The organism is Streptomyces sp. NPDC127595 (assembly GCF_042671685.1).
Classification (GTDB): Bacteria; Actinomycetota; Actinomycetes; order Streptomycetales; family Streptomycetaceae; genus Streptomyces.
The window spans coordinates 145,737-160,665 of the sequence record NZ_JBHXWK010000012.1; the positions used below are offsets into that span (position 1 = coordinate 145,737).

Genomic DNA, 14,929 nt, shown 5'->3' on the forward strand with positions numbered 1-14,929 from the left:
CCGGGGATGCACGCGGAAGTTGAGGCGCGGCGGGCTACCTCATTGGTGCGCTCCACCGTCAGCGTCGGCCTTCAACCGGGTGGCCATCACTGGCAGTCGATCTCTCCAGTGCGCTGTCGGTGGCCCCTGCGACTACGAGTCTGTGGCAAAGAAGAAGCCGTCGTAGGCGGGGATCTCTTGGAGTCGCGTTTCCGGTGAACTCCGTCGTCGCTACAGAGAAGATCGACAACCTGTGTGTCAGGCGATTGCGGCGACGCCGATGCCGATGCCGATGAACAGCCATCCGGCCGTCAGCTGCCAGCGGTGACGGATCTTCGGCCGGGCGAAGAGCGCCTGTAGGCGTGTGGCGACGGCGACCAGGGCGAGCCAGTAGACGATGCCGATGAGGATGTCCAAGGTGCCGAGGAAGAAGATCTGCCGGGTCATCGATCCGCTGCCGTTGACGAACTGCGGCAGGATGCTGATGAAGAACAGCGCCGCTTTGGGGTTGAGCACATTGGTGAGGAAGCCCTGCGTGAAGCCGGACCGCCACTGGTCTCGGGCGGGGCCGAGCTTCTCGGGGTCCTCCGGCGCTGGGCCGTCCTCTGGGCTGGGCGTTGCTCGCCCGGGGGACCGTCGGCGGGCGGCCCGCCGGGCTGCACACACGGTCCGTACGCCGAGGTAGACGAGGTAGGCGGCGCCGAGCAGCCTGATGGCGTCGTAGACCATGGGGGACCGGGCGGCGATCAGCGACAGCCCGGTGGCGGCGGCGAGCATGTGCACGCACAGCCCGGCCTGGGCGCCCAGCCCTGCGGCCCGGCCCTTCGAGGGATGTTCGGTCGCAGACCGGAGCACCACGAGGAAGTCCGGCCCCGGCACGACGTACGCCACCAGCACCACACCAAGGAACCCGATGAGGTCGACCGACATCCGCTCTCCGTTCGTCAGCCCCGTGGGCGTGCTGCCGCCGGGGATGGTTCGTCCAGGAGCCGAGTGCCTGGAGCTGGGACGTTGAATCCGATGTCAGGCCGCGAAGGTCCGTACCTCTACGACTGAAGCGACGGCCTCGTCGAGTATCCCGAGGCCCTGCTCCAGTTGTCCGTGTGCCTTGTTCCTGGCCGTGTCCTGAGAGGCGGTTGTGTACGGGCACCCACGGGGGGCAAGAGGAAGGCCGCGTCGGTCCAGCATTCGCCGACGAGGAGGTTCAGCTTGCGCAAGCTGTTGGCCCGTTGGGCCTCGCGGGCCGGCGCAGGGTTGTCCTGGGCCGGTAGGCGCGGTGGGCGGTGTGTCAACGAGGGCGGGAGGTTCAGGTCTTGTTCGAGGACTTTGAGACCACGCGGGTTCAGATCGATGAAGCATCGATCTTCGTTCGCTACGGCGGGAAAGGGCCGCCAGTGGTGCTGCTGCACGGCCACCCCCGGACGTCCGCGACCTGGCATCGCGTCGCCCCACTCCTCGTCCGGCGCGGTTTCACCGTGGTCTGTCCCGATCTCCGGGGATACGGCCGGTCCACCGGCCCGGCGCCTGCCGCGGACCACGCCGGGTACTCCAAGCGGGCCGTCGCCGGTGACGTGGTCGAGGTGATGCGTTCCCTCGGCCATGCCCGGTTCGCACTCGCCGGGCACGACCGCGGAGGCAGTGCCGCGCTGCGTCTCGCGCTCGATCATCCCGACGCGGTCTCGCGGGTGGCGCTGATCGACTGTCTGCCCCTCACCGAGCACCTGTCCCGCATCACGGCCGAGTTCGCCACGCAGTGGTGGCACTGGTTCTTCTTCGCTCAGCCGGACATCCCCGAGCGAGTCATCAACGCCGACCCGGACAACTGGTACCGCGGCGATCCCCAGCGCATGGGACAGGAAAATTACGACGAGTGGCGTGCGGCCACGAGGAGCCCCGCCGTGGTGCGGGGGATGCTGGAGGACTACCGGGCCGGCCTCACAGTCGACCGGCGGCACGAGGAGGAAGATCGCGCCGCCGGGGTACGGATCCGGTGCCCGGCACTGATCCTCTGGTCGCTCCGGGACGATCTCGAGGACCTGTACGGGAACCCGGTGAAGATCTGGCGTCAGTGGGCACCGGATGTACGGGGCCACGGCATCGACTCCGGGCACCACGTGGCCGAAGAAGCTCCAGAAGCGCTCGCGTCCTCCCTTGCGGGCTTCTTCGCCGAACGGCCTGAGTAGGAAACCTCTGGGCCGCTTTCAGCAGATGCTCGCGCAGGCCCAACACCGGGATCCCCATGCGGAATTCTCCGGCGCAGCGGCTGGGGAATATCGCGGTCGTGCAGAAGGGCAGCCCGTCGGAGGCGATCAGCAGGCCGGTGAGCCGGTCACGGGTTGAAGAGGATCTTTACGGCGCCGTCCTGCTTCTTCTGGAACATGGCGTAGGCGTCGGGTGCCTGCTCCAGCGGCAGGCGGTGAGTTGCGAAGGATTCCACGCCCAGCGGGTCGGCGTCGGTGAGCAGGGGCAGCAGGTCGTCCACCCATCGCCAGACGTTGGCCTGGCCCATGCGCAACTGGATCTGCTTGTCGAACATGGTCAGCAGCGGCAGGGGGTCGGCCATCCCGCCGTAGACGCCCGACAGGGAGACGGTGCCACCGCGACGGACGAGCTCGATGGCCAGATACACGGCGGCAAGACGGTCCACACCGACGCGTTGCATCATCTTGGCGGCCAGCTTGTTGGGCAGGAGGGTGGTCATCTGCTGGGCCGCCTGTGCGGCGGAGCTGCCGTGGGCCTCCATGCCGACTGCGTCGATGACGGAGTCGGGGCCGCGTCCGTCGGTCAGGTCGCGGACGGCCTCCACGAGGTCGTCGCCGTACTCGTCGAGGTTGAGGACGTGCACCCCGTGCGCCTTCGCCCGTTCCAGCCGCTCCGGCACGAGATCGATTCCGATGACCTGCCCGGCGCCGCGGTGGGCCGCGATGCGGGTGGCCATGTCTCCGATCGGTCCCAGACCCAGCACCACCACGGTGCCGCCGGGAGGGATGGCCGCGTAGTCGACGGCCTGCCAGGCGGTGGGCAGGACATCGGACAGATAGACGAACCGCTCGTCCGCCGGCCCCGGTGGGACGGCGATGGGCAGGGTGTTGCCGAACGGTACACGCAGGTACTCGGCCTGTCCGCCGGGAACCTGGCCGTAGAGCTTGGTGTACCCGAACAGGGACGCACCGCTTCCCTGGCTGTGGACCTGGGTCGTCTCGCACTGGGACTGCAGTCCCTGGTCGCACATGAAGCAGGTGCCGCAGGAGACGTTGAACGGCACAACGACCCGGTCGCCCGGACGCACGTTCACGACCTCGGGACCGACTTCCTCCACGATCCCCATCGGCTCATGGCCCAGGATGTCACCGGCGTCGAGGAACGGACCCAGGACCTCGTACAGATGCAGGTCGGAGCCGCACAGCCCGGTCGTCGTCACCTTGATGATCACATCGGTCGGATCCTGGATCGTGGGATCAGGAACCGTGTCCACCCGTACGTCACGTTTGCCGTGCCACGTCAACGCCCTCACGCGTCCTCCTCAGTCGCTGCGTACCCCGGCCCCTCGGGCCGGATTCGATTCCGCCGCGCTTGCCATCCGCGTTCGTCCTGGACGGGAGGCGCCCCTGACGAGTACCCCTGGAATCCAGCTGATTCATAAAGGACGGAACGAAATATTCCGGGCGCCTTCGGAGGTGCTGTGCGGGACCAGCGCTAAATCGGCGCGGTGGGAGGCACGGTGGTGCCGCGGCTCCCACCTGAGAAAGGTGGGAGCCGCCCGGGGGCCGGGGTCAGACCGCAGGGGAGAAGCGGTCCCAGGCACGGTGGCCGGCCAGCAGACCGACGAGCTGTTCCAGCCCCGCATCGGCGGTTTCGGCGACCACCACGCCCGGGGCGTCAGGTGCGATACCGGCGACTTCCAGCGCTTCGGTTCCATCGCCCCACGCCCCGATCGCCTTTCCGTGGCGGTACGCCTCGGTGAGCAGAAGCAGCACACGTGGGTCGATGCCCGCGGTCGCGGCGACGTCGTCGTCCACCTTGGCGTCGCGGGCCCCGTAGGCGTCGACACCCGGTGCGGGCGCGCCGGCCACGAGGATGGCGTCGAACTCGGTGGAGCGGGCGGTGGCGAAGGTCCGCTGTACGCTGACGGGCTCGCCGTCGCCGTCGAGCACGCCGCCGGTCGGGGCGATCACCAGCGGCACCAGGCCGGTGGCCAGGGCGGCCTCCCGGACCGACCGTACGCCGGACAGTTCCTGGTCGCCCGCGGTGAGGATGCCGACGATCCGCCCGTCCAGCGGCCATGTGCCGCCGAGCTGGGAGAGCGCTGGGCTCGGTGCCGGGTCGGCCGGCTTCACGGACGGCGCGGGTGCGGGGAGGCCGAGTCCGGTGGCGACCTGTGCGCACAGCTCGGTGTCGATGTTGGCGAGTACCTTCAGGGCCCGCTCCTTGATCGCCGTTTCCCAGCACTTGTTCAGCTCGAAGGTGTAGGCCGCGACGATGTGTTCACGTTCGGTCGGCGTCATGCTCAGCCAGAACAGCCGGGGTTGGCTGTAATGGTCGTCGAAAGAGGCCGCGGCCTCGCGGACCTTGCGGGCAGCGGGCACCTGCTCGGGAACTTCGATGTAAGCACCCGTGTCCGCGCCGGCGAGGAACGGACATCCCCCGTCGAGTGAGTTGGGCCGGTAGGGCGCCACCCCGCGATGGACGGCGCTCTGGTGCATGCCGTCGCGGAGCATGTCGTTCACCGGGGCGTGGGTGCGATTGATCGGCAGCTGACCGAAGTTGGGGCCACCGAGCCGGCTGATCTGGGTGTCGAGGTAGGAGAACAGGCGGCCCTGGAGCAGCGGATCGTTGGTGACGTCGATGCCGGGCACGAGGTGGCCGAGGTGGAAGGCGACCTGCTCGGTCTCGGCGAAGTAGTTCGAGGGGTTCGCGTTGAGGGTGAGCAGGCCGATCGGCTGGACCGGGGCCAGCTCCTCCGGCACGATCTTGGTCGGGTCCAGCAGGTCGATGCCCTCGAACATCTGGTCTTCGGTGTCGGGGAAGGTCTGGACGCCCAGTTCCCACTGGGGGTGGGCGCCGGACTCGATCGCGTCCGCCAGATCACGGCGGTGGAAGTCGGGGTCCACGCCGGCGGTGATCTGCGCTTCTTCCCAGACCAGGGAGTGCACACCGAGTTTCGGCTTCCAGTGGAACTTCACCAGCGTGGTCGCACCCTTGGCGTTGACGAACCGGAAGGTGTGGACGCCGAAGCCCTCCATCATCCGGTAGGAGCGGGGAATGCCACGGTCGGACATGTTCCACAGAGTGTGGTGAGTGGCCTCGGTGTGCAGGGTGACGAAGTCCCAGAAGGTGTCGTGAGCGCTCTGGGCCTGCGGGATCTCGCGGTCCGGGTGGGGCTTGCCGGCGTGGATGACGTCGGGGAACTTGATCGCGTCCTGGATGAAGAACACCGGGATGTTGTTGCCGACCAGATCGAAGACGCCCTCCCTGGTGTAGAACTTCGTCGCGAATCCGCGGGTGTCCCGCACCGTGTCGGCGGAGCCGCGGGAGCCCAGCACCGTGGAGAAGCGTACGAAGACCGGTGTCTCGACGTCCTTGCCGAGGAACGCAGCCTTGCTGATCTTCTTTGCGGTGCCGTACCCCTGGAAGACGCCGTGGGCGGCGGCGCCGCGGGCGTGCACCACCCGCTCGGGGATGCGCTCGTGGTCGAAGTGCGTGATCTTCTCGCGCAGATGGTGGTCCTGCAGAAGCACCGGTCCCCGCGCTCCGGCCTTCAGCGAGTGGTCGGTGTCGTACAACCGCGCACCCTGCGCCGTGGTCAGGAACTCGCCGCCCTGCGCGACGTCTTCCTGCGGGGTTCCCGTCGCCTGTCCGGTGGGGCTGTAGGTATCCGGACCGCGCTGGTCGGGCTTGGGGGGCAGCGGACCTGTCGGCTCGGTCGGTTCGTCCACCGGCACCGGCGCGGGGGCCGGGGCGCCGGGGATTTCGTTGCCGGGGCGGGTGACCTCCTGCACCTTCTCGGCGACCTTGTCGGCGGCTGCCGTCACAGGGTTCTTCTTTTTTGCGCTCACAGGGCTTCCGATCATGAGAGAGGACGGGACGGTTTTGTCTGTCAGAGGGACGAGCCGCGTGATCCGCAGGACGTGAGTACCCCTTTCCGCGACCGCGACGCAGCCGCCCGCCCGCCCGCGCCGGAGGTTCACCCGCTGGGACATTTCCCCGGGCTCTGCAGGCGGGTACTGCGAGCGAAAGGGGACAGCGGGATCATGAGCGCATGAGCCACAGGAAGAGCGCCGTCATCGTGATCGACATGATCAATACGTACGACCACGCCGATGCGAAGCTGCTGATCCCTTCGGTGGAAAAGGCTCTCCCACCGATTGGGCGTCTCATTGATCGGGCCCGGAAATCCGAGGTTCCGGTCATCTACGTCAACGACAATTTCGGGCAGTGGCGCTCGCACCACGGCGAGCTTCTCGAAACGGCGCTGGCTGGTCCCCGATCCGATCTGGTCGACCCCGTCCGCCCCGACGAGGACTCCCTGTTCGTCGTCAAAGCGCGGCACTCCATCTTCTTCGAGACGCCACTGGCCTACCTGCTCGGGGAACTACGGGTGGACCACACCATCCTGTGCGGGCAGGTCACCGAACAGTGCGTCCTGTACTCCGCTCTCGACGCCCACATCCGTCACCTGCGAGTGACCGTGGTCAGGGACGCGGTGGCGCATATCCACGCTGACCTGGCCGACGCGGCACTCAAGATGATGCGGATCAACATGAACGCTTCCGTCGTGCGCAGTTCCGCGGTTCGGCTCTGACCGGGGCGCTGGGTGGTGGAGGCGTAACCCGCGCGCTTGGAGTAGGGCAGGAGCCCGTCGGGGGTACAGGCGGGTGGCGCGCGGTGTCCCCGTCACCGCCTTGGGTACACGGCGTGAGGGTGGGAGAGCGTTCCACCCCCTGACGTACTCGAAGGAGAACCTGGTGGACGGGATCGTACTGCTCAAGGAAGACCACAAAACGGTGGAGAAGCTGTTCAAGCAGTTCGAGAAGGCCGGCGAGAAGGCCTATGTCGAGAAGCGGAAGATCGCCGATCAGGTGATCGAGGAACTCACCACCCACACCTGGATCGAGGAGAAGATCTTCTACCCGGCTGCTCGGGAGTCCGCACCGGACACCAGGGACCACGTGCTGGAAAGCGTCGAGGAGCACCATGTGGTGCTGTGGATGCTTTCCGAGATCAAGGGTCTCGACCCGGCCGATGAGCGGTTCGACGCCAAGATGTCCGTCCTCATCGAGAATGTGCGTCACCACGTCGAGGAGGAAGAGAAGGAGTGGTTCCCGGAGGTCCGCAAGGCCATGGGCCGCAACCGTCTGACCGACCTCGGCGAGCAGATGAGCGAGGCGAAGAAACAGGCTCCGGGTGACCCCTTGGCCGTACCCAGCGCAGACCAGTAGGTCTCGGGGCACGAGAATGCACGGCTGCTACCCACCGCGAACACGCTGTACTTCACCGTCGGCAATATCGGGCGGGTCGCTGGGCCGCTTGTGTCGGGCATTCTGATCTCGCTGCCGAACGGCTACTGCTGGGCATACGGCGCCGTCGCCGTGCTGTTCTCTCTCCTGCTGGACTCGGCCGCGCACCTGCCCCCGATCATGCCGACCGGATCGGGGGCCCGGACCGGTGGGCTGCGCTCGGTCTTCGATGGCTGCATTTCATCGCTGCCGCCCCGAGCTCGGGATGTCCTTCGTGGTCGACCTCGGGGCGATGACCCTGGCCATGCCCACCGCCCCCTTCCCTCAAGCGGCACAAGTGCGCTTCGGCGGAGGAACGTGGCCGCTGTACTCGGCCATCGCCATCGCCATCGCCATCGCCATCGCTATCGCCATCGGGCAGCCCTAGCGGGGCTGTTCAGCGGGTGGATCGGGCGCGTTCGCCGCCAGGGCCGGGCGCCGGCCATCGCCGTAACCGCCTGGGCGGCGGCCATCGCCCTCGCAGGCACCCTCCACCGTCTCCGCGCCGCCGCGGCCCTCCTGGCCGCTGCCGCAGGGGCGAAGTCGACGGCGAGCCTGGAGGAGCAGGTATCGGCGTGCCCTTGCGACACCCACACCGCGCACACGTCCAAGCCGTAGCGGACCAAGGCCTCCTCGTAGCCGATCCACATGCGAACCGCGGGATGGTGCCGCCATCCGTAGCCGGGCACGGTCAGGCCGCGCAGCACCTGGAGGGACTCGACCCGCTGCTTGCCCGGTCGTGCCCGGTCCAGGACCGCGGCGGATCGGGTGAAGTCGGCATACGGGAGAAAGGTCTGCACACAGGATGCCTACCGCGGCCGACCCTTTCCCGTACGGGCGACCGGTGCGGCCTCCTGTGCTTTCACGCGTGGGCACGGGTAATCGCTTCCTGCTGTTGAGGTGCTGCGCAAGGCGTCCGTCCGGAGACTCTTCGCCCATATGGAGGCGTCGGCAGGGGGCGACGTGGGGCATCCGGCCGAGGCGGGACTGAGGCGCTCACAGAGCGCTGACCCGGCCTACCGACGCCGTGTGCCCGGGCTCCCCACGCGGCCTCAGCGACGGCCAGGCCACTCCGGTCGCGGCGACTGAGGTGCCGGCCCTGGGCGCGCCCAGGCTCAGGGGATGCGCGGATGCGGCCGGGGTGAAACGGTCCAACCTGGGAACTCTGACACAGGCGCCACGCCATGGACCCCGGGCCTGTGGCCAATCCACGTCAGGAGCTTGACCGTCATGCGCGCACTGTCTCTCGTCTGTTCGCTGAACACCTCGCCCACGTCCTCCAGCAGTCACCTGCTCGCGGAGCAGGTGATGGCCGAATTCCGCGATCTCGATGTGGAGGGAGAGGCCGTGCGCGTGGCTGACTTCGATGTCCGGCTCGGAGTGGAACTGGACATGGGCGAGGGCGATCAGTGGCCCCTGCTACGCGAGAAAGTGATGCGGGCCGACATCGTCGTCATCGCCACGCCGATCTGGCTGGGGCATCCCTCGAGCATCTGCCAGCGGGTCCTGGAGCGCCTGGACGCGGAGCTGTCCGAGACGGACGACGAGGGCCGCCTTCTCACCTACGGCAAGGTCGGGGCCGTAGCTGTGGTGGGCAACGAGGACGGTGCCCACAAGGTGAGCGCCGATGTCTTCCAGGGCCTCAACGACATCGGCTTCTCCCTCGCGCCGGGGGCGGTCACCTACTGGGTCGGCGAAGCCCAGCAGGGCACGGACTACCAGGACCTCAAGGAGACCCCCGACGCCGTGAAGGCGACGACACACACGCTCGCCGTGAACGCCGTGCACTTGGCGCGCCAACTCACCGGTCGCCCCTATCCGCCGAGCTGAAATCACAGGTAAGCGCCTGGATGGCGTCACCGAGTCGGCCGCTGTCGACCGTCCGTCCGAGGAGGCCCGATGTCTGACGCCGTGCCCCTGGCCCACAAAGGACCCGACCTCAGAGCGAGAAAGGCAGTGCTCATGAAGGACACCGATCAGCAGAACCCTGTCGAACGTCATCCTCAGCCGGACTTCCCGCAGCAGGACCAGGCTCATCCGGGATGGACCGGCCCCATGGATCCGCCGCCGGACCACGGCGAGGACTCCTACCGGGGCAGCGGAAAGCTGACCGACCGGAAGACGGTCCTGACCGGCGGCGACTCAGGTATCGGCCGGGCCGTCGCACTCGCCTACGCGCGCGAGGGGGCGGACGTCCTCTTCACCTATCTGCCCGAGGAAGCCGAGGAGGCCCGCGAGACCGCCCGGCTCGTGGAGGACGCCGGGCGCAAGGCGGTCGCGGTGCCCTGCGATATCCGTGACGAGGAGCAGTGCCGCCGACTCATCGAACGCGCTGTGGCGGAGTTCGGGCGCATTGACGTTCTCGTCAACAATGCCGCGTACCAGATGTCGCAGCCCGACGGCATCGGCGCCATCTCCACCGAGCAGTTCGACCGTGTGGTGCGCACGAACCTCTACGGCATGTTCTGGCTCTGCAAGCTCGCCCTGCCGCACATCCCGGCCGGCGGCTCGGTCATCAACACCACGTCCGTGCAGGCCTACAAGCCGAGTCCGCACCTTCTCGACTACGCCATGACGAAGGGTGCGATCGTGACCTTCACTCAGGGGCTGGCGCAGATGGTCGCCTCCGACGGGATCCGTGTCAACGCGGTGGCCCCCGGCCCGGTGTGGACGCCGCTGATTCCCGCGACCATGCCGGACACCACCGAGTTCGGTAAGCAGTCGCCGATGGGGCGGCCCGCGCAACCGGCCGAGATGGCTCCTGCCTACGTCTTCCTCGCCTCCCAACAGGCCGGCTTCATCACGGCGGAGATCATGAACGCCACCGGCGGCACACCCCTGCCCTGACCGAACAGAGCAAGGAGACGGAACAGAGCAAGGAGACGGAACAGAGCAAGGAGACCGAACCGGCAGACGAGACAACGAAGGAGGTTCCCCGTCGTCGCGAATGTCCTGACCTGGGAGACCAGGGCGGTCTGGCGTTCCGTCCGCCGTGCCGTCACCGAGTCGGGAGCCGAGCGCGACACGGCGGTGCAGTCTCTCAAGGCTGCCGGCGCGGCACTGCTCGCCTGGGCCGTGGCCGGTTGGTGGTGGGATGCTCCGATGGCGCTGCCGGCGCCTTGGACGGCACTGTTCCTCGTGCCGAACACCGTCTACCGCTCGCTGCTGTCCGCGTTGCAGTAGTTCGCCATGGTTGTCGTCGGCACGTTCCTCGCCGCCGCGGCCGGCGTGCTGACCGATAACACCATGGCGGCGATGGCGCTGGCGCTCCCCCTGACTGTCCTCCTCCGCGACTACGCCCGTTTCGGCACCCAGGGCCTCTACGCGCCGACCGCCGTGCTGTTCGTTCTCGCCTACGGCTCCTACACGGGCCCAGAGATCGCCCACCGGTTCCTGGAGACCCTGCTCGGAGCGGCTGTCGGCAGCGCTGTCAACGCCCTGGTGTTCCCTCCCGTCCACTCTCGTCGAATACGCCACCTGAGCGCCCAACTACCCCTCCAGTCAGCCGAGTTGCTGCACGATGTCGCCGACGGCCTCGCCGAGGGATACAGCGAGGCGCAGGCACGCGACTGGTACGACCGGGCACTGCGGCTCGCCGATGTGGTGACCGACCTCAGGGAGCAGCGCCGCCGGTCGGACGAGAGTTACCGCGTCAACCGGGGCCTGCGGCTTGCGGCACGGGGCCGCGCCCGCGCGTCCGAAGGCCGCCTGGGATCTCGTATGGGACCAGGTCACCGAGCACATCGCGACGACCGTCCGGACGCTGGCCGAGCCCGCCCGGCGGCCCGCGCTCTCCTCCGATGCGAGGGACCGCCTGACCGTGCTGCTGCGGACGGCCGGAGACGCCTGCCGGTCCGACGACTACTGGCATCGAGTCGAAGACCGCCGCGCCGTCGACGATGTCGTTCCGGCCAGGGATTTTCGACACCCCCTGGCTCACGCTTCCGCGGCTCACCGGCGTCTGTCCGTCATATCCGCCAGCGGTAACCGGGCGGTCGCATCGACGACCGCGGGGCTCCTGGCCGACACCAGACGGCTTCTGTCAGCCCTTCTGCGGATCGCGGATCCTGAAGCGGTGCTCATGCCGGGGCCTTCAGCGCGCCGGCACGCGACCGCGCGTGCGGGCGGCTGAACTGCGGCCGTTCGCTGCGTCCGGAACTCCAGCGGTGCGGCCGCTTCCCGCGTCCCACGCCTGCCTCGCCCCGCTGGTCAGCGGCCTGTCGTCCCAGTGTCCGCGGAAGTGCCTCGACACGCTTCGTTCCACTCGCCGCGGGAACTCGGCCTGCATGGACAAGGCTATGGGCGAGCACGGGTCGTACTGGATCGAGACAGCTCCGACCGGACCTCCTCATCCGCCGGCGACCGCTGATCTCACAGTCGACGTGGCCGTGGTCGGCGCGGGTATCGCGGGGCTCAGCGCTGCCTGGGAGCTGGCCAGGAGCGGTCGGAGCGTCGCCGTACTGGAGGCCGACCGGATCGCCGTGGGGGTCACCGGCCACACCACAGCCAAACTGACCGCTCTGCACACCCTGATCTACGACCGGCTTCGGCACACCAGGGGCGCCGAGGCCGCGAAGCTCTACGGACGATCACAACTGGAAGCGATCGAGCACGCCGCGGCGATCGTGCGGGAACTGGACATCGACTGTGACTGGGAGGAAAAGGCGGCCTTCACCTACACCCAGGACACCGGGGCTGTCGACCAGCTGAAGGCCGAGGCGGACGCCGCGCGGGAAGCAGGGCTGCCTGCCGAGTTCGTGACCGAGACGGGTCTGCCGTTCCCGGTCGCGGGCGCCGTCCGTGTGACGGAGCAAGCTCAGTTCCATCCACGGAAGTACCTTCTGGCGCTCGCCGACGATCTGGTCCGTGCCGGCGCGGTGATCCACGAGGGCACGAGGGTCGTCGCCCTCAAGGAGGGTGAGCCCTGTCGGCTGACGACCGAAGCGGGAGTGACGGTCACCGCGACCGACGTCGTGGTCGCCACGCACTACCCGGTCTTCGACCGTGCGCTGCTCTTCACCCGGCTCTCCCCGCGCCGTGAACTCGTCGTGGCCGCGCCCATCCCCTCCGAACGCGATCCGCACGGCATGTTCATCACGCTCGACCAGCGGACGCGCTCCGTGCGCACCGCCCCGTACACGGACGGGCAGCGGCTGCTCATCGTCACCGGTGAGCACTTCACCCCGGGCACCGGTGATGTCGAGGAGCGGTTCGCGCGACTCGCCGACTGGGCCGAGGCGCACTTCGGAAAGCTGACTTTCACGAACCGGTGGGCCGCCCAGGACAACGACTCCACCGACTCCGTCCCGCTTGTCGGACCCCTGCACGTCGGGAGCCGTCACACCTACGTGGCGACCGGATTCGGCGGCTGGGGCATGAGCGGCGGCATCATGGCCGGCCGTCTCCTCTCGGACCTGATCACCGGCAGGCAGCCCTCGTGGAGCGAACTGTACGACCCCCGCCGGGTGCGTTCGGCCGTGCGTGAGGCGCCGGCCTTCCTCAAACACCAGGCCCACGTGGCCGGGCATTTCGTCGGGGACCGGCTGCCTGCGATATCGGGTGCCTCCGTGGACAGCATCGCCCCTGGGGACGGTGCTGTCGTCCGCGTAGGAGGTCACCGCTGTGCGGTTCACCGTGACACGGACGGTCAGCTGCATGCCGTTGACGCACGGTGCACGCACCTGGGGTGTCTGGTCGCCTTCAATCGGGCGGAAGGAGCGTGGGAGTGCCCCTGCCACGGCTCCCGCTTCAGCTCCGACGGAGAGATTCTCCAGGGCCCGGCCACCCGGCCCCTCGAGCGCAGAGACATCGGCAAGAACGCGTGACGGACAGCCGAGGGGGACCGCCGAGACCGGGCAGCAGCCGATTGCCGCCGCGCACAGCCGGGCTGCGTGTGACCGTCCTCAGTGCGAGCACTGGGCCCGATGGCGGATTCCGCGCAGACCGGGCCACGGTGATCTGCCGACGCGGTTCGGACGTTGTACTCCAAGGCATGGCAGACCCCTGTCCCAGACACCCGACCGTGATGCTTCGGCCCTTTCCCGCCTGGCGGCATGGCGTTGCGCAGCCACAACGGTCTGGCTCCTGGTCACAATGACGCTGTTGGTCACCGAGCGGCGGGAGCCGGGGTTGCACGGTCGAGAGGTACGCAGGGGGTCGGGGCTGCTCGTTGCCCTGCTCGTCCTGAGCGGCTGTGGCGGCACCGGCGCTCGCGGCGCTGACGCCACGACGGCGGTCGAGGCGTTCGAGCGTGCGGTGACGAGCGGAAGGGCCCTGGCCGCCTGCGCCCTCCTCGCTCCGGAGACACGCGATGAGCTCGAGGACTCCGGGCGCATGACGTGCGTCGCCGCGCTCGGAGAGGAGCAGCTTCCCGAAGGAGGCCCGGTGCGGAGCGTGGATGTGTACGGCAGACAGGCGATGGTCACCCTTCGGAACGACACGCTGTTCCTGTCGCAGTTCCCCGGCGGGTGGAGAGTGGTCGCGGCCGGCTGTGAACCCGAGCGGGACAGGCCGTACAAGTGCCAGGTCAAGGGGGCCTGAGACCGGTGAGAGCGCTGTTCGCGCTGTGTCTTGTGACGGTGTTCGGCGGGTTGACCTATTTCATCACGTTGGGACTGCTGCACCGATGAGGGACGGATGGGGGGAGCATGCGCCGGTTCGTTCGTGACAACAGTCTGACGCTGGCTTTCGGCGTCGCGTTCCTGCTCGCTCTGGCCGGTCAGGCGGTGGCCGGCCGTGCCGAGTTCAACCAGCAGCTCGTGGTCGACGGGCTGGCGCCGCTCGGATTCGGTGACTACCTCATGTCATCGGACTTCGCCGTGGATGTATCCGAGAACTGGCAGTCGGAGTATCTGCAGTTCTTCCTCTATATCTTCGGCACCGTCTATCTGCTGCAGCGGGGCTCGCCGGAGTCGAAGGAAATGCACAAGGCGGGCATCGAATCCGAGAAGGATCAGCGGATGGGCGAGCACACCGGTCCTGATTCACCGCGCTGGGCGGGTACGCGGGACTGGCGCCAGGCGGTCTTCTCCCGCTCGCTCGGACTCGTCATGGCAACGATCTTCTTCCTCTCCTGGCTCGCGCAGTCCATCGCGGGAGTGGCCGCCCTTGACGAACAGCGGCTGCGCCAACTCCAGGCGCCCATCGGCTGGGGAGAGTATGTGATGTCGGCCGACTTCTGGAGCCGCTCGCTGCAGAACTGGCAGTCGGAACTGCTGGCCGTCGCCTCGATGGTGATCCTCTCCGTCTACCTCCGCCAGCGAGGCTCCCCGGAATCCAAACCCGTCGGCACCGCCCACACCTCCACCGGCGTCGAGGGCTAGGGGCCCCTAGACCGCGCTCTGCTTCAGCACTCAGTCGGCGGCCCGTAGGCCGCATGTCAGGTCGATGGCCCAGAGCCGATCGCGTTTGTGTTTCACGCCGATTTACTCGTTTCCGGTAGGAACGCGGCAGCG

Annotated in this window: 15 protein-coding genes; 11 read left to right on the forward strand and 4 right to left on the reverse strand. The window is 68.1% G+C overall.

All coding sequences use genetic code 11. The features are described from left to right. Window positions 1–237: 237 nt before the first annotated feature. A complete protein-coding gene (locus tag ACFVKT_RS32155; RefSeq protein ID WP_385738089.1) occupies window positions 238–909 on the reverse strand; it encodes a LysE family translocator in 672 nt (223 codons plus the stop codon). Between the two features lie 383 nt (window positions 910–1,292). Here ACFVKT_RS32155 and ACFVKT_RS32160 point away from each other — a divergent pair, with 383 nt between their 5' ends. Next, complete coding sequence (locus tag ACFVKT_RS32160) at window positions 1,293–2,162, forward strand: alpha/beta fold hydrolase (RefSeq protein ID WP_385738090.1); 870 nt, start codon at window positions 1,293–1,295, stop codon at window positions 2,160–2,162. Between the two features lie 146 nt (window positions 2,163–2,308). Here the strand turns inward: ACFVKT_RS32160 and ACFVKT_RS32165 are convergent, their stop codons facing one another. Next, the gene (locus tag ACFVKT_RS32165) at window positions 2,309–3,493 is read right to left on the reverse strand and encodes a zinc-dependent alcohol dehydrogenase (protein WP_385738091.1); all 1,185 of its coding nucleotides are present in this window, start codon (window positions 3,491–3,493) and stop codon (window positions 2,309–2,311) included. Window positions 3,494–3,752: 259 nt separating this feature from the next. Next, window positions 3,753–6,050, reverse strand: coding sequence for a catalase (locus ACFVKT_RS32170; protein WP_385738092.1), 2,298 nt, complete (start codon window positions 6,048–6,050; stop codon window positions 3,753–3,755). 188 nt (window positions 6,051–6,238) lie between these two features. Here ACFVKT_RS32170 and ACFVKT_RS32175 point away from each other — a divergent pair, with 188 nt between their 5' ends. The 3 genes from ACFVKT_RS32175 (at window position 6,239) to ACFVKT_RS32185 (ending at window position 7,863) form a co-directional block, all read left to right on the forward strand. Continuing rightward, a complete protein-coding gene (locus ACFVKT_RS32175) occupies window positions 6,239–6,781 on the forward strand; it encodes an isochorismatase family cysteine hydrolase (RefSeq protein ID WP_385738093.1) in 543 nt (180 codons plus the stop codon). Window positions 6,782–6,944: 163 nt separating this feature from the next. After that, a complete protein-coding gene (locus ACFVKT_RS32180) occupies window positions 6,945–7,418 on the forward strand; it encodes a hemerythrin domain-containing protein (RefSeq protein ID WP_385738094.1) in 474 nt (157 codons plus the stop codon). 247 nt (window positions 7,419–7,665) lie between these two features. Beyond that, window positions 7,666–7,863: a hypothetical protein gene (locus ACFVKT_RS32185; RefSeq protein WP_385738095.1), complete on the forward strand. Its 198-nt coding sequence runs from the start codon at window positions 7,666–7,668 to the stop codon at window positions 7,861–7,863. Here the strand turns inward: ACFVKT_RS32185 and ACFVKT_RS32190 are convergent. After that, the gene (locus ACFVKT_RS32190; protein ID WP_385738096.1) at window positions 7,841–8,275 is read right to left on the reverse strand and encodes an MSMEG_6728 family protein; all 435 of its coding nucleotides are present in this window, start codon (window positions 8,273–8,275) and stop codon (window positions 7,841–7,843) included. The two genes, ACFVKT_RS32185 and ACFVKT_RS32190, sit on opposite strands and share 23 nt — an antisense overlap. A gap of 430 nt (window positions 8,276–8,705) precedes the next feature. Between ACFVKT_RS32190 and ACFVKT_RS32195 the strand changes: the two genes are divergently transcribed. The 7 genes from ACFVKT_RS32195 (at window position 8,706) to ACFVKT_RS32225 (ending at window position 14,797) form a co-directional block, all read left to right on the forward strand. Beyond that, the gene (locus tag ACFVKT_RS32195; RefSeq protein WP_385738097.1) at window positions 8,706–9,305 is read left to right on the forward strand and encodes a flavodoxin family protein; all 600 of its coding nucleotides are present in this window, start codon (window positions 8,706–8,708) and stop codon (window positions 9,303–9,305) included. A 132-nt stretch (window positions 9,306–9,437) separates the two neighbouring features. Continuing rightward, window positions 9,438–10,322 carry an SDR family oxidoreductase gene (locus ACFVKT_RS32200; RefSeq protein ID WP_385738098.1) on the forward strand — a complete coding sequence of 295 codons (885 nt, stop codon included), beginning with the start codon at window positions 9,438–9,440 and terminating at the stop codon, window positions 10,320–10,322. Window positions 10,323–10,505: 183 nt separating this feature from the next. Continuing rightward, window positions 10,506–10,658 (forward strand): hypothetical protein, encoded by a 153-nt coding sequence (locus ACFVKT_RS32205; protein WP_385738099.1) that lies wholly within the window; start codon window positions 10,506–10,508, stop codon window positions 10,656–10,658. Between the two features lie 6 nt (window positions 10,659–10,664). Then, a complete protein-coding gene (locus tag ACFVKT_RS32210; RefSeq protein ID WP_385738100.1) occupies window positions 10,665–11,462 on the forward strand; it encodes a hypothetical protein in 798 nt (265 codons plus the stop codon). Between the two features lie 299 nt (window positions 11,463–11,761). Continuing rightward, window positions 11,762–13,300: an FAD-dependent oxidoreductase gene (locus tag ACFVKT_RS32215; RefSeq protein ID WP_385738102.1), complete on the forward strand. Its 1,539-nt coding sequence runs from the start codon at window positions 11,762–11,764 to the stop codon at window positions 13,298–13,300. A gap of 277 nt (window positions 13,301–13,577) precedes the next feature. After that, on the forward strand, window positions 13,578–14,015 hold the full coding sequence (locus tag ACFVKT_RS32220) for a hypothetical protein (protein ID WP_385738104.1): 438 nt from the start codon (window positions 13,578–13,580) through the stop codon (window positions 14,013–14,015). A gap of 107 nt (window positions 14,016–14,122) precedes the next feature. Continuing rightward, window positions 14,123–14,797 (forward strand): DUF6766 family protein, encoded by a 675-nt coding sequence (locus tag ACFVKT_RS32225; protein ID WP_385738105.1) that lies wholly within the window; start codon window positions 14,123–14,125, stop codon window positions 14,795–14,797. Window positions 14,798–14,929: the final 132 nt, after the last annotated feature.